This is a genomic window from Leifsonia sp. 466MF (assembly GCF_900100265.1).
Classification (GTDB): Bacteria; Actinomycetota; Actinomycetes; order Actinomycetales; family Microbacteriaceae; genus Leifsonia.
The window spans coordinates 523,822-546,154 of the sequence record NZ_LT629696.1 but is presented as its reverse complement, the minus strand read 5'-3'; the positions used below and the strand labels follow the sequence as shown (position 1 = coordinate 546,154).

20 protein-coding genes are annotated in these 22,333 nt (G+C 66.8%); 4 read left to right on the top strand and 16 right to left on the bottom strand.

From position 1 onward, the window contains the following. Position 1 precedes the first annotated feature (1 nt). Entirely contained in the window at positions 2 to 2,665 is a 2,664-nt protein-coding gene (locus BLR91_RS02590) for a hypothetical protein (protein ID WP_089877309.1), read from the bottom strand. A gap of 81 nt (positions 2,666 to 2,746) precedes the next feature. Here BLR91_RS02590 and BLR91_RS02585 point away from each other — a divergent pair, with 81 nt between their 5' ends. Further along, positions 2,747 to 2,968 (top strand): CsbD family protein, encoded by a 222-nt coding sequence (locus tag BLR91_RS02585; protein ID WP_089881594.1) that lies wholly within the window; start codon positions 2,747 to 2,749, stop codon positions 2,966 to 2,968. A 24-nt stretch (positions 2,969 to 2,992) separates the two neighbouring features. Here the strand turns inward: BLR91_RS02585 and BLR91_RS02580 are convergent, their stop codons facing one another. After that, positions 2,993 to 3,334 (bottom strand): hypothetical protein, encoded by a 342-nt coding sequence (locus BLR91_RS02580; protein WP_018192103.1) that lies wholly within the window; start codon positions 3,332 to 3,334, stop codon positions 2,993 to 2,995. A 70-nt stretch (positions 3,335 to 3,404) separates the two neighbouring features. Continuing rightward, complete coding sequence (locus BLR91_RS02575; RefSeq protein WP_089877311.1) at positions 3,405 to 3,803, bottom strand: hypothetical protein; 399 nt, start codon at positions 3,801 to 3,803, stop codon at positions 3,405 to 3,407. 309 nt (positions 3,804 to 4,112) lie between these two features. On the opposite strand from BLR91_RS02575, the gene BLR91_RS02570 reads away from it, so the two are divergent. Beyond that, positions 4,113 to 4,583 (top strand): hemerythrin domain-containing protein, encoded by a 471-nt coding sequence (locus BLR91_RS02570; protein ID WP_089877313.1) that lies wholly within the window; start codon positions 4,113 to 4,115, stop codon positions 4,581 to 4,583. A gap of 294 nt (positions 4,584 to 4,877) precedes the next feature. Here the strand turns inward: BLR91_RS02570 and BLR91_RS20450 are convergent, their stop codons facing one another. From BLR91_RS20450 to BLR91_RS02540, 7 genes are all read right to left on the bottom strand, one after another. Next, positions 4,878 to 5,123: a hypothetical protein gene (locus BLR91_RS20450; protein ID WP_157694676.1), complete on the bottom strand. Its 246-nt coding sequence runs from the start codon at positions 5,121 to 5,123 to the stop codon at positions 4,878 to 4,880. A 406-nt stretch (positions 5,124 to 5,529) separates the two neighbouring features. Continuing rightward, entirely contained in the window at positions 5,530 to 5,892 is a 363-nt protein-coding gene (locus BLR91_RS20445) for a hypothetical protein (RefSeq protein ID WP_157694677.1), read from the bottom strand. Between the two features lie 386 nt (positions 5,893 to 6,278). Continuing rightward, positions 6,279 to 7,727, bottom strand: a complete 1,449-nt coding sequence (locus tag BLR91_RS02560) for a glycoside hydrolase family 43 protein (RefSeq protein ID WP_089877315.1) — start codon at positions 7,725 to 7,727, stop codon at positions 6,279 to 6,281. Between the two features lie 278 nt (positions 7,728 to 8,005). Further along, positions 8,006 to 10,117, bottom strand: coding sequence for a beta-galactosidase (locus tag BLR91_RS02555; RefSeq protein ID WP_089877317.1), 2,112 nt, complete (start codon positions 10,115 to 10,117; stop codon positions 8,006 to 8,008). 31 nt (positions 10,118 to 10,148) lie between these two features. Continuing rightward, a complete protein-coding gene (locus BLR91_RS02550; RefSeq protein ID WP_089877319.1) occupies positions 10,149 to 11,048 on the bottom strand; it encodes a carbohydrate ABC transporter permease in 900 nt (299 codons plus the stop codon). An 18-nt stretch (positions 11,049 to 11,066) separates the two neighbouring features. Continuing rightward, positions 11,067 to 12,008, bottom strand: a complete 942-nt coding sequence (locus tag BLR91_RS02545) for a carbohydrate ABC transporter permease (protein ID WP_089877321.1) — start codon at positions 12,006 to 12,008, stop codon at positions 11,067 to 11,069. Beyond that, on the bottom strand, positions 12,005 to 13,291 hold the full coding sequence (locus BLR91_RS02540) for an ABC transporter substrate-binding protein (protein WP_157694678.1): 1,287 nt from the start codon (positions 13,289 to 13,291) through the stop codon (positions 12,005 to 12,007). Before BLR91_RS02540 ends, BLR91_RS02545 begins: the two co-directional genes overlap by 4 nt. Before the next feature lie 219 nt (positions 13,292 to 13,510). On the opposite strand from BLR91_RS02540, the gene BLR91_RS02535 reads away from it, so the two are divergent. Continuing rightward, positions 13,511 to 14,140: a TetR/AcrR family transcriptional regulator gene (locus BLR91_RS02535; RefSeq protein WP_089877324.1), complete on the top strand. Its 630-nt coding sequence runs from the start codon at positions 13,511 to 13,513 to the stop codon at positions 14,138 to 14,140. Positions 14,141 to 14,143: 3 nt separating this feature from the next. Here BLR91_RS02535 and BLR91_RS02530 read toward each other — a convergent pair whose 3' ends face one another. Continuing rightward, positions 14,144 to 14,977 carry an SDR family NAD(P)-dependent oxidoreductase gene (locus BLR91_RS02530; protein ID WP_089877326.1) on the bottom strand — a complete coding sequence of 278 codons (834 nt, stop codon included), beginning with the start codon at positions 14,975 to 14,977 and terminating at the stop codon, positions 14,144 to 14,146. A gap of 82 nt (positions 14,978 to 15,059) precedes the next feature. Between BLR91_RS02530 and BLR91_RS02525 the strand changes: the two genes are divergently transcribed. Then, entirely contained in the window at positions 15,060 to 15,671 is a 612-nt protein-coding gene (locus tag BLR91_RS02525) for an acyl-CoA-like ligand-binding transcription factor (protein ID WP_089877329.1), read from the top strand. Here the strand turns inward: BLR91_RS02525 and BLR91_RS02520 are convergent. Genes BLR91_RS02520 through uidA form a run of 5 tightly spaced genes read right to left on the bottom strand, consistent with a single transcriptional unit; the run spans position 15,643 to position 22,288 of the window. Beyond that, positions 15,643 to 17,265 (bottom strand): hypothetical protein, encoded by a 1,623-nt coding sequence (locus BLR91_RS02520; RefSeq protein ID WP_089877331.1) that lies wholly within the window; start codon positions 17,263 to 17,265, stop codon positions 15,643 to 15,645. The two genes, BLR91_RS02525 and BLR91_RS02520, sit on opposite strands and share 29 nt — an antisense overlap. Then, positions 17,262 to 17,804 carry a gluconokinase gene (locus tag BLR91_RS02515; protein ID WP_089877333.1) on the bottom strand — a complete coding sequence of 181 codons (543 nt, stop codon included), beginning with the start codon at positions 17,802 to 17,804 and terminating at the stop codon, positions 17,262 to 17,264. Before BLR91_RS02515 ends, BLR91_RS02520 begins: the two co-directional genes overlap by 4 nt. 1 nt (position 17,805) lies before the next feature. After that, positions 17,806 to 19,179 carry an MFS transporter gene (locus BLR91_RS02510; RefSeq protein ID WP_089877335.1) on the bottom strand — a complete coding sequence of 458 codons (1,374 nt, stop codon included), beginning with the start codon at positions 19,177 to 19,179 and terminating at the stop codon, positions 17,806 to 17,808. 42 nt (positions 19,180 to 19,221) lie between these two features. Then, entirely contained in the window at positions 19,222 to 20,460 is a 1,239-nt protein-coding gene (gene manD / locus BLR91_RS02505) for a D-mannonate dehydratase ManD (RefSeq protein ID WP_089877337.1), read from the bottom strand. 31 nt (positions 20,461 to 20,491) lie between these two features. Next, positions 20,492 to 22,288, bottom strand: a complete 1,797-nt coding sequence (gene uidA, locus BLR91_RS02500) for a beta-glucuronidase (RefSeq protein WP_089877339.1) — start codon at positions 22,286 to 22,288, stop codon at positions 20,492 to 20,494. Between the last annotated feature and the right edge of the window lie 45 nt (positions 22,289 to 22,333).

Here is a 22,333-nt window from a genome sequence, read left to right as displayed (position 1 = left end):
CTCAGCGACCGCGCTCGAGACGGAAGACGCGCGGAGCCTCCCCGGGCCAGACCGAGAAACGCTCACCGAGCTCCACGCGGACCTGGGACCCGTCGAGGTCGCGAACGTCGTCGTGCACGCCGAGCGCCAGCGACGTCCCCTCTACAGGCGAAAGCCCGTCTCTCTGCTCGGGCCCGCGGTGGCAGCGAAGCGTCGTCCGCCGATCGAAGAGGATCGCCCCCTCCTCGATGGCGCCTGTCTCGATGAGGCGGACGCGATCCAGCTCCTCCGTGAAGGCCGCCGGATATCCGCGAACCGCTTCTCCGAGTCCGTCATCGGCCATGAGCAGGACGAAATGCTCGGCCTCTGCTCGAAGGATCTCCACCACCGCGGGCAGCGAGGACGCTGAGGGATCGAGCCGGGTGCCCTCGACAGTCCGGAGCACGGTGACGAGTTGCCGATCTTCGGCCTCCGTGAATGCGCTGGCGATCATTCCGGCCAGCGATTCGATGTGGTCGGGGCTGTCGGAGACAGCGGTATCGACGAAATAGTGACGGGCAACGCGGAAGTTCATACCGAGGATCTGCTCGGACTCGTCGGCAGCTCCCTGCGCCTCCGGCCGATCGGAGAGGGCGTCCGAGAGGCGCTCCCGTTCGTCGAGGACCCGGCGGAGGCCCACGGCGAGCGCCTCGATCCGCGCCGACGACAACGGTTGGCGAGCGAGGCGCTCAGGCTCCCCGGCATCCCATTCGCCGATCTCCTCCTCGAGCCTCTGTTTGAGGTGGCCTTCCTCCGCCCCGGTCGCGTGAGTGGCGTCCGGGATCAAGCGGAGCAGACGCTCGTACTCGGAAGCCGTCTCGTCGTCCGCTGCGTCCGGCAGGGCTCCGGACGCGCCGAGGAGCGCCGACAGCTGAGCGCGATCGAGGAAGCCCGGCAGTCGCGAACCCTCCGTGGAACCCGTCGCCCTGCTCTCCGTCTCCCAGTTGTCCCATCGGCTGAAGGGCGTGCCCCTGTCGATCACATCTCGCGCCGCGAAGATATCGCGCCAGGAGCCGTCGGGAAGCAATGTCGTCTCGAGACCGGGGTCGGCCGGATAGCGGTGGTCCTTCGTGTCGGCGAGGTACCGGAGCCACGCAGATAGGACGAGGAGCCCCGCCCGGACCTCGGTGCGGGCGGAGCCCTCCTCATCCACCGCGAACAGTCGCCGGAGCTCATCCGCCGCGACCGTGGCGTCCTCCGGCCGCTCGGCGTCGAGCGCGAGCTTGACCAGCTCGACCATCGCCCAGACCCCGTGCGACCGCAGGAGATCGGGCTCGTCCGCCGCAGGGGACTTCACCGCGAGATCGCGGATGCGGGTGACGATGCGACGCGGCATCCCGTCGAATTCCGGTCCACCTTGGCGGAGGATGTCGGACCACTGCCTCGTGAAACTGCGGAGGCATTCGTCGACGTACTCGGACGATCCCGTGGCCGGCGCTTCCAGAGCCCGAACCGTCGCCGCGTCTATGAGGACATGGGCCACCTGCGGCGACAGCACGACGTCCTGTTCGACCTCTCGCAGACTCCGGCTGAGCATACTTCCCCGGATCGACGATTCCTTTCGAGACAGCTCGATGTGATCGGATTGCGCCACCCACACTCCTCGAACCACATGTCCGAGAACGTCCAGAGCGCGCTCTGCTGTGGCCAGCGCCCCAGAGCGCAGGTTGGTCCCGATCGCGTCCTTCAGCGTGGCGATCTCGTGTTCGGTCTCCTCATACGGTGTGACCGCGCCCGGTGGCTCCAGCTCGATGCTCGACTGCAGCAGTCGGACGATCCGACCCGCTGTTGCCGCCTCGACGGGCGATGCGGTGATCACCCGGAACGCCGTGTCCCCGAGCCGCGTGCGCTCCCCCGGGTTGACGTCGAGCACGATTCGGGGCGGGACGTACTCCTCAGCATTACTGCGAACGTCCGATCGGCGGTGACGGGCCGGGATGCCGAGCGACGCGATCGCCTGCCGGACGACCTTGGCTCTGATGCCTTTGACAACGCGCCCGGCGTCGGGCACCGGCACCTCGAGCGTCGAGACAGATTCTGGAGATGTGCGCACGATCGAATCCGGTGCCAGGAGTTCGTCCAGCCCCTTCGTCGCGCCCGAATACCGTTGCGCCATCAGGTCGAGGCGATCGGAGAGCGTCTCGACCAGCGACGACCGCACCACCTCATCGAGCCGGGAAGGCTGGCCGAAGAGCCGGGTGAGCCTCGACGTCGACACCAGAAGCAGGACGGCGGTGGCGACGAACCACGCGAACGCGACCACAACGCCTGTCGCGCTGGGCAGCCAAATGGTCTCGAGCGCCATGACGATGTTCGCCGCCAGGCCTACGCCGACGAACCATCCCGCCCCGATATACGCCAGAACCCTTCCTCGAGACGCCCCGATCGCAAGGGGAGCCTCCGCGAAGAGTTGCGCCGCGATCGCCAGCCCCGCGAATCCGACCGACAGGAATGTGGTCTGCACCTGCCAGATCGCCACGTCCGATCCCTCAGTGGGACGAAGGTACTGGCGAACCCACAACGGGTCACCGGCATAGTGCGCGACGCCGATGAGCACGGCAGCGACCAGGACGCCGCCCACCGAGATGATGACCTCGCGCCGCCTGACCTCGGCGGGTGCCGGCGGAGCGCGATGCTTTTCGGACATGACGCGACACTACTCACTCGCCCGAATCCGCGTACGGTGACCGGCAACCACAGAGCAGAACGGATCGACGAGGAGGACATCATGGGCATCGACGACAAGGTCGACGCGAAGGGCGACAAGCTGAAGGGCAAGGTCGACGAGGTCATCGGCAAGGTCACCGACGACGAGTCTCGCGTGGTGAAAGGCAAGATGGAGCAGGCGGAGGGGAGCGTGAAGGACACGGTCGCCGACGTGAAAGCCCACCTGAAGGACAGCGCCGAGAAGTCGGACGACGATCGTCGGGACGACGCGGACACGCTCTAGGGCGGTGATTCGACCCCGCCCGGATCAGCTGGACCGCAGCAGCCGCGCCAGCGCCAGCCCGGCCGCTGAAACCAGCGGAGCCGATGCGATCACCAGCGCGACCGGATTCGGGCGGAACGTCGGTCCGTGGGGCCCGCCGATGTAGGCGCCGATCGGTATCGCGTAGCCGCCTCCACCGCCGCCGCTTCCCTCGCCTCGCATGGCGCTGTTCGGATCGTCACCAGACCCCTCCCCGCCTCCGAAGCCGAAGACGACGATCGCGACGGGGAGGATGTCGTGTCCGTCGAGCGTGGTCTTCTCGCCGTACGCGAGCCGCGCGCCCCAGGAGGGCACGTAGTCAGCCAATCTCTCGATGAGGTTCGTCATGGCTTGACGGTACGCGCGTCGGTTGCTCGCGACCAGAGGTAGTCCCTCCGACGCCGGCGGGGCCCCCATCTCACGCGTCGCGCCCCCGCTTGAACTTCTCAGCCAGTCGCTTGGCCATGCCCGTGGTCTCGTCCTCCACGCGTTGTGCCAGCTGTTGAAGCCTGCGCAGCGAACGGATGGCCGGCGCCTTCCGGTGGCTCGACTCTTCACTCGTCTCCTCCAGCGGCACGACGAACTCCTCGTCGGCCACCGTGACGACGTAGGCGGAGTCGTCCCCGTTCAGGGTGATGGCCACGGGCACAGCCGCCCCTGTGTCCGGGTCGACGGAGACCGCATTGATCGAGATTTCGACGTGCGGTCCGTCGTCCGTCGCGACGATGTCGACTTCGGCGAGCGGGCCCCCCTCGATCGCAAGGACGAAGTCGTCCTGCGCGGGTGTCCTGTCCTCTTCGTCCGTCTCTGTGGCCATGATGATTCCTTCGTTGCGTCGGTTGATATCGCTGCACGCTATGCGGCGCCCTGAGGAGGAACTACGTCCTGTCCGGCCCAAAGACGTGCCGCGACTTCACCTGCGAGGACGGGCAGGCACCCTCGCAGCCGCTTCTGCCCGTCCCGAGGGTCGCTGTCGACAACGCGGCGGTTCGGCTTCGTCATCCCGGGCGTTCCCGGCGACCTCCTACAATCGTTGTAGCGTCGCGTGCCGGTGGCAGTCTGTGCCAGGCATGGAGGCGTCGGACCCAAGGACTGTCGATGATTTCATCACTCCTTTCCCTCTCGCGTGACTGACCGCGAGACGACCAGGCTCATCGTCTGGAGCAGCGAACTACGACGCGTTCACCGGCGCCTCCGCGACGCCGTGCGCGTCACGCAGGAGGCACTCAGCGGTGGCGGCGACGTCGAGCACGTCGGCCGCGACCTGCTCCTGTACTGCCACGGGTTCTGCGCTGCGCTCGACGGCCACCACCGAGGCGAAGACCGGGCCCTCTTCCCGGCGATCGAGGAAGCCCACCCGGATCTGGCTCCCGTGCTTCGCGCGCTCGAACAGGACCACTCGATGATCTCGCATCTCCTGACGGAGCTACGGGCAGCGCTCGACCACGCGGTCTCCACCGATGACCTCGACCGCCACCTGGGCGGCATCGCCGCGATCATGGAAAGCCACTTCCGCTACGAGGAACAGCAACTCCTCACGGTCCTCGAAGGCCTCGAACTGGACGCTGCCGTGACCGACGTGCTCGGCCCATTGTGACCGGCACGAGAAAACCCCCGGATCCCTTGTAAAAACCGGGATCGCGGGGGTCTTCGTGGCGGTACCGGTGGGATTTGAACTCTAGTTCGGGGCGCTCGGACCGCGCGGTTCTGGTACTACTCCCGCGTGAAATCAACGAAGTCGGCCCTTTGTCATCTCATAGAACCGCATACGATCTCGCACGTTTGTAGTCAAAATGTAGTCAAGCGCTCGACTCGCTGATGTTTAAAATACTGTGATGTCTCAGGACATCTCTGACGTTTCTGCATCAGGACATCTCTGACAGTTCGTGTCTCAGGACATCTCTGACAGTCCCTGATTCTTGCGTGGGCCGCGGGGTCCTCGGGGGTTGCCGCTGCCGACGTATTTGGTGCCCGGCGCAGGCCAGGGGTATTCGGCCAGGAGGGTGCCGTGGGCGTCGAAGATCAGCAGCCGGTCGTTCTCTTCGACCCGGTAGGCGATTTGGCCGGCGAGGCTGCGGCTGACTTGGAACTTGGTGCCGCGAGCATAGACGGTCCCGTTGGTTTGGATTCGAGTCATCCACGGGCCGTCGTTCTCCCCGATTGGCGTCGCCGGTTGCGCGGGCGGACGAGGTGGTTCGACCACGGGTGTCGCCGCCCAAGCCAACGCGGGGGTGATCCTTCCGGCCAGCCCCTGGTGCGGGCGCTCGGTGTTAGGGATCAGGTCGAACGCGTCGAACTGGGCCTGCTACTGCTCGAGCGTGGCCGCGAGTGGTTGCTTGTCGAGGAAGCGGAACAGGGTCTGGTGGAAGCGTTCGTTCTTGCCCTGGGTGGTCGGCTTATTGGGTTCCCGGTGATCGGCTCGACCCCGAGCGAGCGCAGATAGGCGACGAGCTGCCCCAGAATCCCGCGCCGGGACGGGTTAAACGCCAACCCGTTGTCCGACAGCAGCCGCTGCGGAACACCATGCGCTTGGATGCCTTTGCTCACCACCGCGATCGCCCCCTCGGAGGTCTCACGCAGGACACGTGGGAGGCGACAGCGAGCCGGGAATGATCGTCGATGAGCTGAGAAATCACGCACTTGCGACCACCAGTGAGGACGTATTCGGTCGCGTCGAGCTGCCAGCACGCGTTCGGCGCCGGATAGTCGAACCGGCGATATGACGCCTGCGGCTTTTTCTTCGGCTCCAACCGGGCGACGCCCTGGTCGCGGAAGATCCGCGTCAACGACGCGATCGAGGGCACTGGCTCCATGCCCAGCGACAGCATCTTCTCGTGAGCTCTGATCGGTCCATCATCCAGACCCGACACCTCCAGCGCCGACCGCACCCCGACCGCCCGCTGCACCGCCTCGTCCGCGACCGTCGACGGGCTGACGCGGTTCGACCCCAGCGGATTCCTAATCGCTGGGCCGCGATGCGTGCCGCGACTGCGGGTGAGCCCACCGTCCACTGGGGCGGTCAGCCGCGGAACCGATCCCGTGAAGCGCGATCATCACCGCTCCGGGCTCACGTCGTCACGGATGGCGCCCTTCGGCGGCCGCGGGGGCCATCTGGTCAGCAACCATCCGCTCGAGTTCGCTCCCGCCCGATGGAGGCCGCCATCAGACGCCTCCCGGGTCGAGAAATGTCGGTAGAACTCCTACCCCACCCGGCATGCGCTGCGAAATCGTCAAACCGCCAACTCGGCGGCGGCTGCTTATCCGCGGTCCCACTGCGCATTGTCTTCCAAAGCTAGGCGTCGTAGCGGAACGACGTGACGACCGCTTCGTTCGCCCCGAGGGCCTCGATTCCGATGATCCGGCCGGTGAAGCCGCCCGCCACCTCGGTCGACACGTAGCGTCCATCAATCGAAGCCAAGGGGTGGAAGCCATCCGCGACGTAGCCGAGCTCGATTCGGTCCGGGCCGCTCCGCTCGCCGTAGTGCGTTTGCGGCAGCACTGTGCGCACGGCGAGTCGGACCTCCGCCGAAACCTCGGCCGACTCTAACTCTTGCTGCAGCGGCCCGATGACTGCGCGCGCGGCCAGGACTCCGCCGACACGCTGCACTCCAACCCAGTGCGCGTCGTCGATTCGTACGACGAGGGCCAAGTCCCCGCGCGCGGCGACGGACGCCTGCCATTCAGCATCGGTCGCGCGCACGCCGACCAGGTGGACGGCCTCGGTCTCTTCCGGCGCACGCCCGGGCTGCAGAGTGAGGCCGGCGGCGTCGAGACCAGCAAACCGGTGCGGGTCGATTCCCGGCGCGATCCATCGCGGCCCCAAAGTCGCACTGTCGAACGTGTCCTCGAACGACGCCTCACGGTCGGCGACCTCGAAGCGGTCCTCACGGACGACCGGCCAGTCATCGATCCAGTCGATCCCGACCAGGAAGGTCTCGCGGCCGTTGACATGCCAGCGCGGGAAGGAGCCGCGCTGACGGACCCCCAGGTGCACCATCGCCCAGGACCCGTCGGCCAGCTGGAACATATCAGCGTGGCCGGTCGCCTGCACCGGATCCGACGTGCTGCGGTGGGTCAGCAACGGTCCAGGATGCTGCTCAAACGGCCCTTCGATCGAACGGCTCCGCGCGACCGACACCACGTGGCCGGTGTGGGTGCCGCCCTCGGCAGTCACGAGATACCACCATTCGCCGCGCCGGATCAGGTGGGGGCCCTCCGGGTGGGCGAGCCCCGTACCCGTTGTCAGGATCCGATGTTCGCTGAGAAGCTCACCGGTCAGTGGGTCGACGCGCACCTGCGCGATCCCATCGGCCAGCGGGTCCTTCCAGGTGAGGAAGCATGCGCCGTCATCGTCCCACGCGAGGTCGGGGTCGATTCCGATGGTCCCCTGGGTATAGACGGGGTCGCTCCACGGCCCGGCCGGATCCGTCGTGTGCACGATGAGGTGGCCTCGCTGAATCTCGTCCAGATTCGTGGTGACCAGCCAGAAAACGCCGTCGTGATGGCGCAGCGTCGGAGCGTATATTCCTCGGCTTGCGCCCTGCTCGCCGCGGGTGACGACAAGTTGAGACGGGCGGTCGAGCACGTTGCCGATCTGCTCCCAGTGGACAAGGTCTGTGCTGTGGTGGATCGGCACGCCGGGGAAGTACTCGAAGCTCGAGGTGGCGAGAAAATAGTCGCCCTCCACACGGCAGATCGTCGGGTCGGGATGGAACCCGGGGAGGATCGGGTTCGCGCTCATGCAGCCAGGACCCAGCTGCTTCTCCGGCTAGAGCCGTGCAACCAGCACGAGTTCTGGATGGCCGTGGGGAGGGGCGCCGAACACCCGAAACGAGTGCACGAGTTGCCGCACGCACAGCTCGGCAGCTCGGTCGCCCGCAACGCCAGCTGGTCGCGGATGGACGTGAAGTCAGTCATTCTTCTGGACCTTTCGTGCATGTCTTGATGGTGCCCGCCGACGAGGGCGCGTTACAGCTGACCCCGAACGATGGGAGATTGTGCGTCCCGACCAGACAGCGCTCACCGGGGAATCCGCTCTGGCTCAGCCGCGGCAACAGAGTCGACCGCGTCGGCCGGACGGTCGAGCGTCACTCGCGGCGCGATGATCGCCACCCCCTGCGGTTCGAGCGTCATCCCCAAGGCGTCGCCACCGGTCAAGAGGTCGGTGCCGTCCTCCCTCACCGTCACCGCGGTCGCACCGTGGTTGATCAGGAAGAGCGCTTCCCCGCGCTGTACCGTCTCCACGAACCCGTGCTCCAGATCGACGACCGGCGTGCGCACCTCGACGCCGCTTTCCGCGATGAGGTGGGCGACCAGCGTCGCCGCATCCTGACGACTGAGTCGGGTCGCCAGGTACCACGCGGCTCCCGCCCCGTGCGCCCGACGGGTGAGCGCCGGCCAGCCACTCAGGTTCCCGCCCTCGAAGACGGCGCGCACGGCGGCGTCCCGAACGTGGACGGACTCGCTCCACTCGGCCCCGGTCACCGCCTCCGCTCCGAAGACGTCGCCGCGCACCCGCACGGTGGGGGCGACTGTCGCCTCCGGCGTCACCGGGATGGCGCCGGGCCGCGCCCATGCTCCGCCCAGCGGCCAGAACTCTTCGACCCACACGCCGAGGGTCGACTGCAGGTCACCAAGGTAGCCGCCGAGCCGCACCCGCAGGTCCTGGTCGACGATGCCGGTCTGGCTGGTGACGAGCACGGTGGACCCGGCGCGCACGGCGGCGTCGATGGCGGCGGACTGGGCATCGGTCATCACGAACAAGCTGGGAACGATGACGATCGGATATCCGCTCAGGTCTTCGTCGCCGCGGGTGAGGTCCACCGTCAGGCCGGCCTCGGTGAGTGCGCCGTGCCAGTGGGCGGCGAGAGCGAGATAGTTCGAGGTCGTGGGAAGCCCCGCCTGTTCGATCGCCCACCGGCTGTCCCAGTCGAAGACCACGGCCGCTTGTGCACGGGTCTTCGTGCCCAGCACCGACCCGAGCGTCGCGAGCTCAGCGCCGAGCTGTTCGACCTCCCGCCAGATGCGCGTGTCCGTTCCCGCATGCGGCAGCATCGCGGAGTGGAACTTCTCGGAGCCGGCCGCAGACTGCCGCCACTGGAAGAACAAGATGCCGTCGGCACCGCGAGCGAGCGCCTGATACGAGAGCGCGCGCATCTGCCCCGGCGCCTTCGGAACGTTGGCCGGCCGCATGTTGACGGCACTGGTGGACTGCTCCATGAGAAGCCACGGCTTGCCTCGGCCGAGCGAACGCATCAGGTCGCGGGCCATCGCAGAGCCGCGGGCCGCGTCCGGATCAGCGGGATCCGGATACAGGTCGTCCGAGACGACGTCGACGTGCGGAGCCCACGCCCAGTAATCAAGGTTGCGGAAGGTGCCCATGAAGTTGGTGGTGACGGGAATGTCCGGCGTGAGTTCGCGCAGGATCGCCTTCTCGTCGAGAAAGCACGCCAGCAGCTCGTCAGAGCTGAAGCGGTCGAAGTCGAGCGACTGCGTCGGGTTCGGGAAGGCGGGCGTGGCACGTGGCGGCAGGATCTGCTCGAACGACCCGTATGTCTGCGACCAGAAGGCCGTCCCCCACGCGGTATTGAGTGCGTCGATGGTCTCGTACTTCGCTTCCAGCCAACGGCGGAAGGCGGCCGCCGACTGATCGCAGTAGCAGCGGGAGACGTGGCAGCCGTACTCGTTGTTGATGTGCCACATGACCACGGCCGGGTGCGCGCCGTAGCGTTCCGCCAGCTTCCGGGTCAGCCGCGCTGCGGCGCGCCGGTAGGCGGGGGAACTCGGGCAGTACCCCTGGCGCGACCCCGGGGAGAGCCGGATGCCGTCGACCGTCACCGGTAACGACTCGGGGTACTCGTGCGAGAGCCACGGCGGCGGTGCGGCGGTGGCCGTGGCGAGGTCCACCTTCACGCCGTTCTCGTGCAGCAGATCCAGTACGTTGTCGAGCCAGCCGAAGTCGAAGCGGCCCTCCTCCGGTTCGAGCAGCGACCAGGCGAAGACGCCGACGGTGACCATAGTGACGCCTGCGCGACGCATCAGGTCGACGTCCTCGTCCCACACCGCCTCCGGCCACTGCTCGGGGTTGTAGTCGCCGCCGAACCAGGGGCTGTTGTTGAAAACGGGACGCATCGGATCGGGCTTCCTTCGACTGTTGGGGGGGTTACTTGATCGCGCCGGCGCTGATGCCGTCCACGATCTGGCGCTGTGCAAAGAGGTAGAAGACGACGACCGGGACGATCGAGATCAGCGTCGCCGCGAGGAGGATCTGCGGCTGCGGGGTCTCGGCGGAGACGAAGCTGGTCAGCCCTCGCTGCACGGGCATCAGGGAGTTGTCGTTGAAGATCACCAAGGCCATCAGGTACTCGTTCCAGACCGCGAACGCCTGGATCACGGCGACCGCGGCGAGACCGGGCTTAGCAAGCGGAAGCATGATCCGGAAGAAGATGCCCAAGGCCGAGGCGCCGTCGAGCGCTGCCGCCTCCTCCAGGTCTTTCGGCTGGGAGGCGAAGAAGCTGCGCATGATGAGCGTCGAGATGGGGATGCCCGTGGTGATCAGGATGAACACGTAGCCCTGTCGGGTGTTGGCCAAGTCGAGAGCCAGCAGCACCTTGTACTGGGCAAGGAACATCGCGGGCGCCGGGATGATCATCACGGCAAGGATCAGAGCGGTGAACACGCCCTTTCCCTTGAAATCGAGCCGCGCGAGGGCGTAGCCGGCCAGGCTCGAAACCAGCAGGATGCCGGCTACCGCACACAGCGTGTAAATGATGCTGTTGGTCATGTACACGCCGAGGTTGCCCTTGACCCACGCCGTAGCGAAGTTCTGCCATTGCGGCACGGCGGGGAGCAGCGCGTCGCCCTTGAGGAGTTCCGGCAGGCTCTGCATCGAGCCGGAGATCATCCAGAGGATGGGGAACAGCGCGCTGAGCGCCGCGGCCACCAGCAGGGCGTAGAGGGCCACGCGTCCCGGCCGCAGCGGCCGGCGGCCCGTGCGCGCCTCAGCCATCGCAGTCTTTTCGCGCGTACCGACGTAGTCGGGCGCATGGGTTGTCGTCGTCATGGTCGTCTTCCTTTCCACTCAGGCGTTCGCGCGGCGCCGCGAGAAGCCGAGCTGGAACAGCGACAGGAGGATGAGGGCGCCGCCGAAGATCACCGACATGGCGGCGGCCGCGCCGTAATTGTTGTAGGTGAAGGCCTGCGTGAAGATCTGGAGGGTGGGCACCATCGTGGTGTACCCAGGTCCCCCGTTGGTGAGCACCTGCACCGTCCCGAAGATCTGCAGTGCCGCCAGCAGCGTCAGGAGGCTGACCACCGTGGTCACCGGCGCGAGTTGCGGCCAGGTGATGTAGCGGAACTTGGCCCAGCCGCGGGCGCCGTCGAGTTCGGCGGCCTCGTAGAGGTACTTCGGGATGTCCTGGAGGCCGGCGAGGAACAGGATGAAACCGAAACCCCAGTGCAACCAGAGGAACACGCCGATGACCGCGAGCATCGCGACGTTGGGGTCGTTCAGCCAGTCGTGCCGGAGGAATCCCAGTCCTACCCAGCCGAGGAGCTTGTTCACGACGCCTGAGCGCGGATCCAGCATGGCCGAGAAGACCATGCCGACCACGACCACCGACAGCACGCTCGGCAGGTAGTAGACGGTGCGGAAGAACGTGCGGCCCTTGCGGACGGCGTTGACGGCAAGCGCCATGACCATGGCGACGCCATTGCCGACGATGAAGCCGACCGCGCCGAAGATGAGGACATTCTTCATCGAGGCCCAGAACGGGGCGCTCTTGAAGGCGGCCTGGTAGTTGAGCAGGCCGACCCAGGGGGTGTCCGGGCTGACGCCGTCCCACGCCTGGAAGCTGAGCACGATCGACTCGACGAACGGCACCAGGGTGAACACGGCGATCAGGGCGATCGCGGGCACCAGGAACAGGTAGCCGGTGAGCGACTTGCGGCCTGCGATGCGGCGCCGCCTGCGCGGCGCTCCGAGGGAGCGCCGCGCAGGTGTGGTGCTGAGGGTGGTGGTCACTGGCTGGCGTCCTGTGCGTTCTGGACGTCGGCGAGCAGGTCCTTGACCGTCATCTGACCGAGAACGAGGCTCTGCACATCGCGGTTGATCGCGTCCGTGACCTGGGCGCTGAACGTGTTCGGGATGACCTGCTGGTTCTTTGCGGCTGCTGCGAAACCGGTCAGCGTGTCCGGGAGCTTCGAGCCGCTCAGGAGCGACGGGCTGGTGGGGATGATGTACGCCTCCTTCGCGAACACCGCCTGCTGCGCCGGCTGGGTGAGCCACTTCACGAAGTCGAGCGATGCCTGCACGTGCTGACCGCGCGGGTTGATGACGGCGCCCTTTCCGGGGACGCCCGGGGAGCGGGGGCTGTACTTGGCGTCAGATGCCTTCGGCAGCGACAGCGAGAAGAACGCGGTGTAGTCCGGAGCCGTCTTGTGGGCCACGGAGACGCCGGGCGATGCGTCGAAGATCGTTCCCACACTGTGCTTGGTGAAGAAGTTGGTCTCCACGGTGGGGTTGTCCGTCGAACCGCCCGGGATTGAACCGCCCTGGATGGCGCCCGCCTTCTTGAGGTCGGCGATCACCTGGAACGCCTTGGCCCATCCGTCGGACGTCCACTTGTAGTCGCCGGCGAAGGTGTCGTTGATCTGCTTGTCCGTCAGCCAGTTCGAGGCCAGGTACTGAACGAACTGGGGCGTGAGGGATGCGGCGACCGAGAAGCCGCCGTTGGGGTTCTTGTTGCTGGCGGCCAGCTGCTTGATGAGGTCGGACACCGTCTTCGGCGGCGTGGACGCCGTGATCCCGGAGTTCGCCGAGTCGGAAATGAGACCGTATGCCTGGTTCTCCCAGTGCACCGTGTAGATGCCCGGCTTCACGCCCAGGTTGTTGCCCTTCGCGAAGGTGGCGAGCTTGATCACCTCGGGGGTGAAGTTCTTGCTCCAGTCGCCCTTCAGGTCCTTGGTCAGGTCGAGCGCCCAGCCGGCCTTGTAGAAGGGGGCCATGGAGACCGGGTTGAACGACGAGTAGATGTCGGGCATCTGCTTGGACTGCGCATCCGCTTGGAGCTTCGGCAGGTAGTCGACCGGGCCCGGCGTGTCGATGGTGACGGTGACGCCGGTGTCCTCGCCGTACTTCTTGGCGAGCTCGTTCAGCACCGCCTCCTGGCCGCGGGACTGGTTGAGGAACGTCAGGTGCACGTTCTTCTCCGCCGTCGCGGAGGGAGTGGCGGCAGGGCTGCTGCCACTGCACCCGGTCAGCAGCAGGGCCGCAGCGGCGACGGTCGCGCCCGCTGCCAGGACCATCCGCCGATTGACTTTGGATCGATTCAACTTGCGTGGAAGCATTCGTCCTCACCTTTGAAAGACGCCGGGGCGATCCGCCCTGGCCATGTGGAATGGGATTGCGAGACTTGAACCCTGAGTCTCTTATAGAGTTCGCATGTGGATGGTATCCAGTGCGACTCGAGGATGTCAATTCTTAGTCGCTGATAGTTTTAAGAAAGTTTGGGCTAGGGTTTCGGCATGACGAATACGGTCGGCGTCCGGGGCCGGCGCGGCAGCTACGCCAAGACGAAGGAACGCCGCCGGGCCATTGCGGAGGCAGCCCTCGAGATCGTTCTCGAGAAGGGGCATACCGCCCTCATCACCGCCGACGTCGCCCAGCGGGCGGGCCTGAGCGAGCCCGGCGTGCTGTACCACTACCCCACCAAGGACGACCTCCTGCTCGCCGCCCTCCGACTCTCCGACGAGTTCGAGTGGTCGACGATGCCGCTCGGCGAGTCCGTTCGACGGGCACCGGCCCGCGCTGCCGAGAGCCTGCGGCGCATCAACGTCGTCCGGCTCCACACGGCGATGTTCGGGGAATCCAGCGACCCGTCTCATCCCGCGCACGAGTACTTCAAGGAGCGCTGGCGCGCCGGTGATGAGCGCATGGAGGAGAGCATCCGACGCCTGCAGGCCGCCGGCCTCATCGATACGGCGATCGACCCCCACCGTGCATCCCGCTGGATCCACACAGCCTGGGAGGGCCTTCAGCTCCAATGGCTCGCCGAGCAGGACTTCGACATCGCAACCGAATTGGAGCTACTGATCGAGCGGATCCTCGGCGTCACGATGGACGAGATCGATCGGGCGACGCAACACCGCGACTGAGGCCTACAGCGTCTCCCCCGCGTCCGCCAGCAGCGTGCTGCCGGTCATGATCAGCGACAGGTCGCTCGCCGCGAACAGCACCACGCGGGCGATGTCGTCCGGCGTGCCGAGGCGACCGATGCGGCTGTGCGTCATGACATCGAGCGGCGGCAGCTCGATGCCGGCCGCAGCCGCCTGCTCCGCCGCAGCCTCGCCCGCCGCCATGTTGCCCTCGGTCGGCACGAAACTCGGGGCGACGCCCAGCACACGTACACCGAGTGGCGCCAGGTCCACGGCCAGCGATTTCGTGAGCCCCCGCGCTGCGTGCTTCGAGCTGACGTACGCGGCCATCCCCGGAAACGCGACCTGGAAACCTGCGGTCGAGATGATGTTGACGATGACTCCGCCTGAGCCGTCGGCGGCCATCCGGCGGGCCGCTTCCCGGGAGCCGAGGAACACGCCGCGCGCGTTCACAGCGAAGACGCGGTCCCACATGTCGTCCGGCATCTCGAGCACAGGTGCATTGGGGAACAGGCCGGCGTTGTTCACCCAGATGTCGAGGCCCCCGAGCTCCGAGACGGCGAGGTCCGCGGCTGCGATGACGGAGGCGGTATCGGAGACATCGGCGCGCGTTCCGATCGCAGTGACGTCGTGGCGCTCGGCGAGGTCGGCAGCGGCCGCGCGGGCGAGTTCTTCGTTGAGATCGACGATCAGGAGGTCGGCCCCGGCCTCGCCAAGGCGGGATGCGATGGCCTTGCCCAGGCCCTGGGCTCCTCCCGTGACGACCGCTCGCCGTCCGTCGAGTGAGATCAGTTCGGAGACAGGGACGCCGGAGACATCGGCGAAGGGATAGGGCACAGGGACCTCCTCAGGGCGGGGGAAACAGGTATTGGCAGACTATGCCATAACCTATCTGCGAGCAATCCGCTAGCGTCGGATCATGGTTGGGAACCGCAGCAGAGGAGGTCGGCCTCCCGTCGCAGACGAAGACGACCTGCGGGCGCGCGCCATCGCCGTCCTCCAGCGGGACGGTTACCGGAGGGTGACCATGTCGCAGATCGCGGCGGAGACCGGCGTGAGCGTCCGGACGCTCCACCGCTACTTCCCCGCCAAGGCCGACATCGTCTGGGGCGGAATCGAAGGGTCCCTCGACGCACTCCGGGCGGGCCTGGAACACGCCGACGACACGCTCCCACCACTGGAAGCCATCACCGCCGTCGTCGCCGCAGTCTTCGACCAGGACGCCGACGAGGTCACCGTCGGCCGCGCCAGGATGCGGCTGATCGCCACCGAGCCCGAGCTGGAGAGTACGCGTCCCGACACGTACCGGGAATGGCGGGCGCAGACAGTCGCCTACTTTGCGCGCCGACTCGACCTGCCTGCGGACGATGTCGTCCCGCAGGCAGCCGGAGCGGCCGTCCTGAGCACGATCATGAGCGCCCTCTCCTGGTGGGCCGTGCAGGACGACTCGGACATCTCACCCGGGGCCGCGGTCACTCGCGCCCTGCACGGCCTCAGCAGCGCTACTCGGACAGATCCTCGATCCGCATGACGGTATCGCCGTAGCGGGCGAAACCGTGGCTCCGCGGCCGGCCGTCGGCGTCCTGCCCGAACAGCAGTCGCGTCCCCTCGTCGAGACCCGACCACGAGGCCCGCAGGCGCATTTCACCGTCGACATCCCCGGTCAGCTCGAGGTCAGCCTCGTAGACCGCGCCGCCCATCATCGACCCGTTCGATCGCTCCGCGCCGTTGAGGACATTGTGCCCGTCGTCGCTGTAGTCCACATAGTGCGAGGTCGCGGACCAGGTGCCGCGGCCATCCGAGGAGCGGTCGAACTCGAGGTAGCCCGAGTGCGCTCCAGCGATGCGCCCGGACGGCACGAACTCGGCGGTACGGCCGAGCAAATGCTCCACACCGCGACCACCGATCGCTGAGGGCGTCGTCGCCGGCGTCGCGACGGCGGGCACCGGTTCCCCTGGCGTGTGGTCGCTCAGCTGTGCGATGCGGATGCGCAGCTCGGGACCGAGATCGCCGTCGCTGCCACGTCGCATCTCCATCCACATCGCATGGCGTCCGTCCGGGTGCCACGACATCGGCGAAACGTAGACCCACGAGTCGTCCGCACTGTTCAGCGGTACACCGACATAGCCGGGATCGGTCTTCGAGCGCTCAATGTCGATCAGCACCGGACCGATATTGCCCGACCGGAAGCGGCGGACGCCGTCCACGGCGTACAGGTACAGCGCCCACGCCATCGGCATGGTCACCAGCGTCGCGTGCGGTCGCGGCACCAACCCGAGGAAGGCCGGGTTCGTACGCACCGACGCCCGGGAGGTCATGACGATGCCGAGCCGTTCGTCGGGAGAGAAGATGGTCGTCTCGTCGTAGCCGGGTGCACGCGTGATCGGCTCGAGAGAATCGGTCAGGAGGTTGTGGACCACAGAGTCGGTGAGCGGGGCGCCGCCGTCCCCGACGGCCGAGATCGCCGTGCCGCCGTTGACGAATTGTTTGACCTCCCCGCCGAGCATCGGTCGCGCCGTGAAGTACCCCTCGCGCTCAGGATCGGGCGAGAGTGCGTCCGTGCTGCTGATGAGGACGGGATCGACGATCGTGTAACGGTCCTCGTCACGGCGCAAACGCCCCAGGGCGACGACGGCGGTCATGTCGGTCCGGAGGATGGTCCACGCGATCCTCTCACCGTCGGGCGAGACGATGATCTCCGACCAGTGGTGCGAGGTGAGCGGGTCCGCAGTGAGGTTCCACGGGTACTCGACCGGGATGAGCTCGACGGTCTCGGCCCGATCGAGATCGGGTGTCGCCTCGAGCACGTGGTCGCCCAGCAGGATGCGGCGGTTGTCCGTGTATGGCATGTGACGGATGCCGTTGGCCGTGCGCTTGCGCTCGACGGGGCCCGCGAAGATCTCGGTGAAGTCGGAGCCGTCGTCGTCCACGACCGCGGCGCGCAGCCAGTCAGCAGGGTCTTCCTCTGTACGGAAGAGCAGGAACACCCGGCCCGAAGGCGTGTAGGTCGCGCTCGGCGCCCGGACATACGCGGGGAGGGGCACCGACGAGATCCGAATTCGGCCGAGCGAATCGTCCACGGCCTCCTGCACCTCCTGGGCGGTGTTCCCGGTGGCGCCGGTCATACGGCGGCTTCCTCTCGGCTGGCGGCAGTCGCCCAATCCCGGACCCGGGCGGCGACGGCGGCGGGAGGCGCGTCGATTGCGAACACACTCCCGTTCTCGTCGGAGGCGAGGGGCTCCAGCGTCTCCAGCTGGGAATCGAGGAGTGCGCTCGGCATGAAGTGGTCGGGGCGCGCCTCCATCCGCTCCCGGATCAGGTCCACCCCACCGCTGAGGTGGGCGAAACGCACGGCGGCGCCCGCCTCCTCCGCGATGGCATCCCGGTACGGGCGACGCAAGGCCGAGCAGGCGACGACGACTCCACGCCCGGCCTGCACCTGATCGCGGATGGTCTGCCCGACGGTGAGCAGCCACGGGCGGCGGTCGTCGTCGGTCAGCGGCGTGCCGCCGGCCATCTTGTCCCGATTAGATTGTGGGTGCAGATCGTCGGCATCCACAAAAGGCACGTGCAGCAGCCGTGCGAGCTCCCGGCCGACCGTGGTCTTGCCGGAACCGGACACCCCCATCACCACAATGGAGGGCGGTGGCGTTGAGGTGATCATGTCAGCGAACCGCCTTCACCTTGGTGAAGATGATGAGTCCGCCGATCAGAGCGAACACGGCCCCGATCAGGTAGAGGGCGGTGTAGTTCTTGTCCGCTCCGACCGCACCGATGGTGATGATCAAGGGCGCGATGAGCGGGGCGATGGCGCTCGGGATCTTCTGTGCGAAGGCGACGACCGCAAGGTACCGGCCGGCCTCGGCACGGCTGGGCAGAACGGCGAAGACGATGGCCTGATCGACGACGCTGAAGGCCGCGATCGCCAGCTGCATGATGACCGAACCGATGATCAAGGGGAGCAGCGAATGCGCGAAAGCCTCAACGCACGCCCCCGCGACGAAGAGCAGCGAACCGATCAGGGTGAAGAGCTTGCGGCGGCCCAGCTTGTCGGAGAGGAACCCGCCCAGCAGAGCACCACCGGCCGCCGCGACCACACCGATGATCCCGATCGCCGCGACCACACCGGCGACCTGGATGACGGGGATATGAAGGCGTTGCGCGTAGAAGAAGGTGCCGAACGTGGTGTTGAAGTAGAGCCCCATGAAGAAGATGAACCGACCGAGCCAGTTCCACCCGAAGTCCGGGTACTTGCGCGGGTTGAAGACGTAGGAGCCGAACAGCGTCTTCACACCGATGGCGTCGTTTCGGACGATAGCCCGTGAGCTCCCCTCGCGCTTGATGAAGACGAACGCCAGGATCAGCACCAGGCCGATGACTGCCGGGAGAACGAAGATCATCAGGGTGGACGACACCACCGCGTAAGCGATGCCGATGCCGAACACCGGCGCGATCTGGGTTGTCACCCCGGTGAGCGCAGAGGCGCGTCCCCGCTGCTCCTCCGGGACACGGTCGGCGAGCATCGTCTGGATTCCCTGACCGGCTGTCGCCCAGCCCAGCAGGCCGACCACCCAGCCGACCCCGACGAGGAAGATGTTGGGGGCGACAGCGATGAACGCGACCGCCACCAGACCCACCAGCCCTCCGACGACGATGAACGGGGTCCGTCTGCCGAACGGAGAGCGCAAGCGGTCGCTCCACACGCCCAGCAATGGGCTGAGGACGAGATAGATCAGCTGAGCCGTGCCCGTGACGTAACCGAGCACCTCCTCGTGACCGGGGGCCAGTTGCGTGACGCGCACCGCCAGGGAGTACGTCAGGGGCACCATCAACGCCAGGCTGGCGCCGAAATTCGCCACCGTGATCCAGAACAGGAAGCTGGCGCTGACCCGCTTCAGGGGCGGTGCGACGAGGTCGGGCCCGTTCACTTCCTGGTTCTGCGGTCCCGCGGCGGGGCCAGCCGTCGTCGGCAGGACGGTGGTCGCTTCGACGCGTACGGCGCGGGAGGATTTGGTGTCGAGATTGCTGTACTTGCGCATTGCGTTGACTCCTTCGTCAAGTGAACAGTGTTCGGGCGGCGCTTACCAGTCATGGACGGTGCCGTCGGCGAGACGGTTGTAGGGCAGATAGGCGCGGATGTAGGGGTACTTCCCGGCCTCGTCGACATCGAGGTCGACCCCGAGTCCCGGCTTCTCGCCGGGGTGCAGGAAGCCGTCGTGCCAGCTGTAGGACTGCTGGAACACAGCGTCGGTCTTCTCACCGTGCTGCATGTACTCCTGGATGCCGAAGTTGTGGATCGCCAGGCCCAGGTGCATGGCCGCGGCCATCCCCACCGGAGAGATGTCGGTCGGGCCGTGCATGCCCGACTTGATCTGATACTGCGAGGCGTAGTCGAGCACCTTCTTCAGGTGCGTGATCCCGCCGGTGTGGGTGACCGCGCTGCGGACGTAGTCGATCAGTTGCTCGCGGATGATCTGCTGGTAATCCCACACCGTGTTGAAGATCTCCCCGATCGCCAGCGGTGTCGTGGTGTGCTGGCGCACCAGTCGCAGTGCCTCTTGATTCTCGGCCGGGGTGCAGTCCTCCAGCCAGAACAGGTCATACGGTTCCAGGGACTTGCCGAGCTGGGCGGCCTGGATCGGCGTCATCCGGTGATGCCCGTCATGCAGCAACGGCACCTCCGGGCCGAACTCGTTGCGGACCGCCTCGAACACCGTGGGCATGTGCCGCAGATACGAGCGGGTGTCCCAGTCCTCCTCGTTCGGCAGCCCACCACGCTGCGCCGGTTCGTGGTCGTACCGCACACCCTGATTGGCCTCGTAGGTGGCATTCGACGCGATGCCGTAGATCGACTTCAGGCCGGGCACCGCCGACTGGATGCGGATCGCCCGATACCCCTTCTCCTGGTGCTCGCGCACACTGTCGAACAGTTCGGGGAGGTCGCGGCCCGACGCGTGACCATACGCCAGCAGGCCCTCGCGGGACGCGCCGCCGAGAAGCTGGTACACCGGCATCCCGGCGGCCTTGCCCTTGATGTCCCACAGCGCCATATCCACCGCGGCGATGGATGCCATCGTCACCGGACCCCGCCGCCAGTAGGCGCTGCGGTAGAGGAACTGCCAGGTGTCCTCGATCCGGGAGGCGTCCCGGCCGATCAGCAACGGGACGACGTGCTCGGCGAGGTAGGCGACGACCGCCTGCTCGCGGCCGTTGAGCGTGGCGTCGCCGAGCCCGGTCAGACCGTCATCGGTGGTGAGCTTCAGCGTCACGAAGTTCCGGTCCGGACTGGTAACGATGACTTCGGCTTTGTCGATGCGCATTGATGGTTCCTTGAAATCGTGCGGGAGTCGGTCAGTCGGTGCTGCCGGGTTTGCGACCGTCGAGGCCGCGCCATCTGCTCTGTAGCGAGAAGGCGGCCCCCTTCGGCTTGCGGTCGCGGGTGAAGACGCCCTTCTTGTTGCCGTCCACCCGATGGATGCCGGGCCCGGTCATGAAGTCGGCGAAGTTCCAGATGTGCTCGCCCACGAATTCGGGGATGCGGTCGAAGACGCGGTGGTAGGCGGCGAGCAGGTCGGTCTGGTACTCCTCCGTCCAGGGCATGTCCCACACCGAGTGGAGGCCCGGCTGAGTGTCGGCGCCGTACTCCGACATCATGATCGGCTTCCCGAACCGCTGCACCCAGCCGCGAAGTTCCTGCTCGAGGACCGTCTCGGCCGTTGCCAGGTCGCCGGTGAAGACGTACCAGCCGTAGTAGCGGTTGATCGACAGCACGTCGAAGAGGTCGCCGATCTTGTCGTTCGCCGGCGTCGCGAACATCACGGCGGCGTAGGTGAGCGGGCGGGTGGGGTCCAGCTCGCGGGCGAGGCTCACCAAGGGCTCGAAGTACTCGCGTGCGCCGTCCTCATTCGAGGCCGGCTCGTTGGCGATGCTCCACATCACGACGCTCGGGTGATTCTTGTCGCGCGCGATCAGCTCGCGGAGGTGCTGCACGTGGACGTTCTTGGTCTCGCCGCCGAAATTCTCCTCGGCGAAGGTCGGTGTCGGCGGGATGCCGGTGAGACCGCCCTGCACGCCGAGGTTGAGTCCGACGGCGGCGGTCTCGTCGACCACCACGATGCCGTGGCGGTCGGCGAAATCGAGCACCTCCTCCGCGTACGGATAGTGGCTGGTCCGGAAGCTGTTCGCACCCGTCCACTCCAGCAGCTGGAAGTCGTGCACGAGGTAGGCGTCGTCGTGGCCCTTGCCGCGGATCGGGGTGTCCTCGTGCTTTCCGAAACCGGTGAAGTAGAACGGCTCTCCGTTGATCAGGAACTCCGTGCCCCGGACCTCGACCGTCCGCACCCCGAACGGCAGCGTGTAGCTGTCGACGAGTTCGTCGCCATCGAGCAGCTCGACCAGAGCGTCGTAGAGGTAGGCAGAGCCCGGCTTCCACAAACGAACGTCCTCGAGGCGGATCGTGCCGGCGGAGCCGGCGCTCACGGCGACCTCAGTACCGCTCTCGTCGAGCACCCGGACGCGGACCGCGACCTCGTCGCCACCGGTGCGGACGCTGTAGTCGACCGTTCCGGCCGTACCGTCGATGCCCGTCACGACGGTGATGTCGTCGACGTATGAGGTGGGGGTGCTGTACAGCTTCACCGAACGGGCGATACCGGCGTAGTTGTAGAAGTCGTGGAAGTAGGTCTGACGCTCGCGGCCATCGGGCCCCACGGTGACAGAGCCCGGCGGGATCGTCAGGTTGGTGAGGCGGTTGTCCACCGCGACGGTGAGCCGGAACTCCCTACCTGCCTCCAACACGTTGGTGAGATCTGCCTCGAACGGCGTGTAGCCGCCGTCGTGCTCGGCGACCAGGAGGTCGTCCACATAGACGGCAGCCGCGTGGGTCACCGACCCGAACCGCAGCACGATCCGCTCCCCGTTCCAGCCACGAGGCACCCGGGCGTCTCGCTGGTACCACACGACCCCGACATGGTCACGGATCGATGAATCCACGAAAAGATCGTTGTAGCTCGCCGGAACCGGCACCTCCAGCGCCGTGTCCAGGCGCGCCTTCCAGGGTTCGGGGCCAGTAGCCGTATCGAGCGCGAAACGCCAGAGGCCGTCGAGGGCGACGACCTCTCGGGTGGGGGTGATTCGGGGGCTGAGCATGGTTCTCCTACGCGGCACTGCGGGGTCAGTGGACCTAGTACAGCA

Coding starts and splice junctions, on each gene's coding strand:
- manD (WP_089877337.1), bottom strand. CDS start 20,460: ATGCGCATCGACAAAGCCGAAGTCATCGTTACCAGTCCGGACCGGAAC.
- uidA (WP_089877339.1), bottom strand. CDS start 22,288: ATGCTCAGCCCCCGAATCACCCCCACCCGAGAGGTCGTCGCCCTCGAC.
- BLR91_RS02550 (WP_089877319.1), bottom strand. CDS start 11,048: ATGACGACGACAACCCATGCGCCCGACTACGTCGGTACGCGCGAAAAG.
- BLR91_RS02540 (WP_157694678.1), bottom strand. CDS start 13,291: ATGGTCCTGGCAGCGGGCGCGACCGTCGCCGCTGCGGCCCTGCTGCTG.
- BLR91_RS02515 (WP_089877333.1), bottom strand. CDS start 17,804: ATGATCACCTCAACGCCACCGCCCTCCATTGTGGTGATGGGGGTGTCC.
- BLR91_RS02560 (WP_089877315.1), bottom strand. CDS start 7,727: ATGAGCGCGAACCCGATCCTCCCCGGGTTCCATCCCGACCCGACGATC.
- BLR91_RS02535 (WP_089877324.1), top strand. CDS start 13,511: ATGACGAATACGGTCGGCGTCCGGGGCCGGCGCGGCAGCTACGCCAAG.
- BLR91_RS02510 (WP_089877335.1), bottom strand. CDS start 19,179: ATGCGCAAGTACAGCAATCTCGACACCAAATCCTCCCGCGCCGTACGC.
- BLR91_RS02580 (WP_018192103.1), bottom strand. CDS start 3,334: ATGACGAACCTCATCGAGAGATTGGCTGACTACGTGCCCTCCTGGGGC.
- BLR91_RS02555 (WP_089877317.1), bottom strand. CDS start 10,117: ATGCGTCCCGTTTTCAACAACAGCCCCTGGTTCGGCGGCGACTACAAC.
- BLR91_RS20450 (WP_157694676.1), bottom strand. CDS start 5,123: ATGACTCGAATCCAAACCAACGGGACCGTCTATGCTCGCGGCACCAAG.
- BLR91_RS02585 (WP_089881594.1), top strand. CDS start 2,747: ATGGGCATCGACGACAAGGTCGACGCGAAGGGCGACAAGCTGAAGGGC.
- BLR91_RS02525 (WP_089877329.1), top strand. CDS start 15,060: ATGGTTGGGAACCGCAGCAGAGGAGGTCGGCCTCCCGTCGCAGACGAA.
- BLR91_RS02520 (WP_089877331.1), bottom strand. CDS start 17,265: ATGACCGGCGCCACCGGGAACACCGCCCAGGAGGTGCAGGAGGCCGTG.
- BLR91_RS02575 (WP_089877311.1), bottom strand. CDS start 3,803: ATGGCCACAGAGACGGACGAAGAGGACAGGACACCCGCGCAGGACGAC.
- BLR91_RS02590 (WP_089877309.1), bottom strand. CDS start 2,665: ATGTCCGAAAAGCATCGCGCTCCGCCGGCACCCGCCGAGGTCAGGCGG.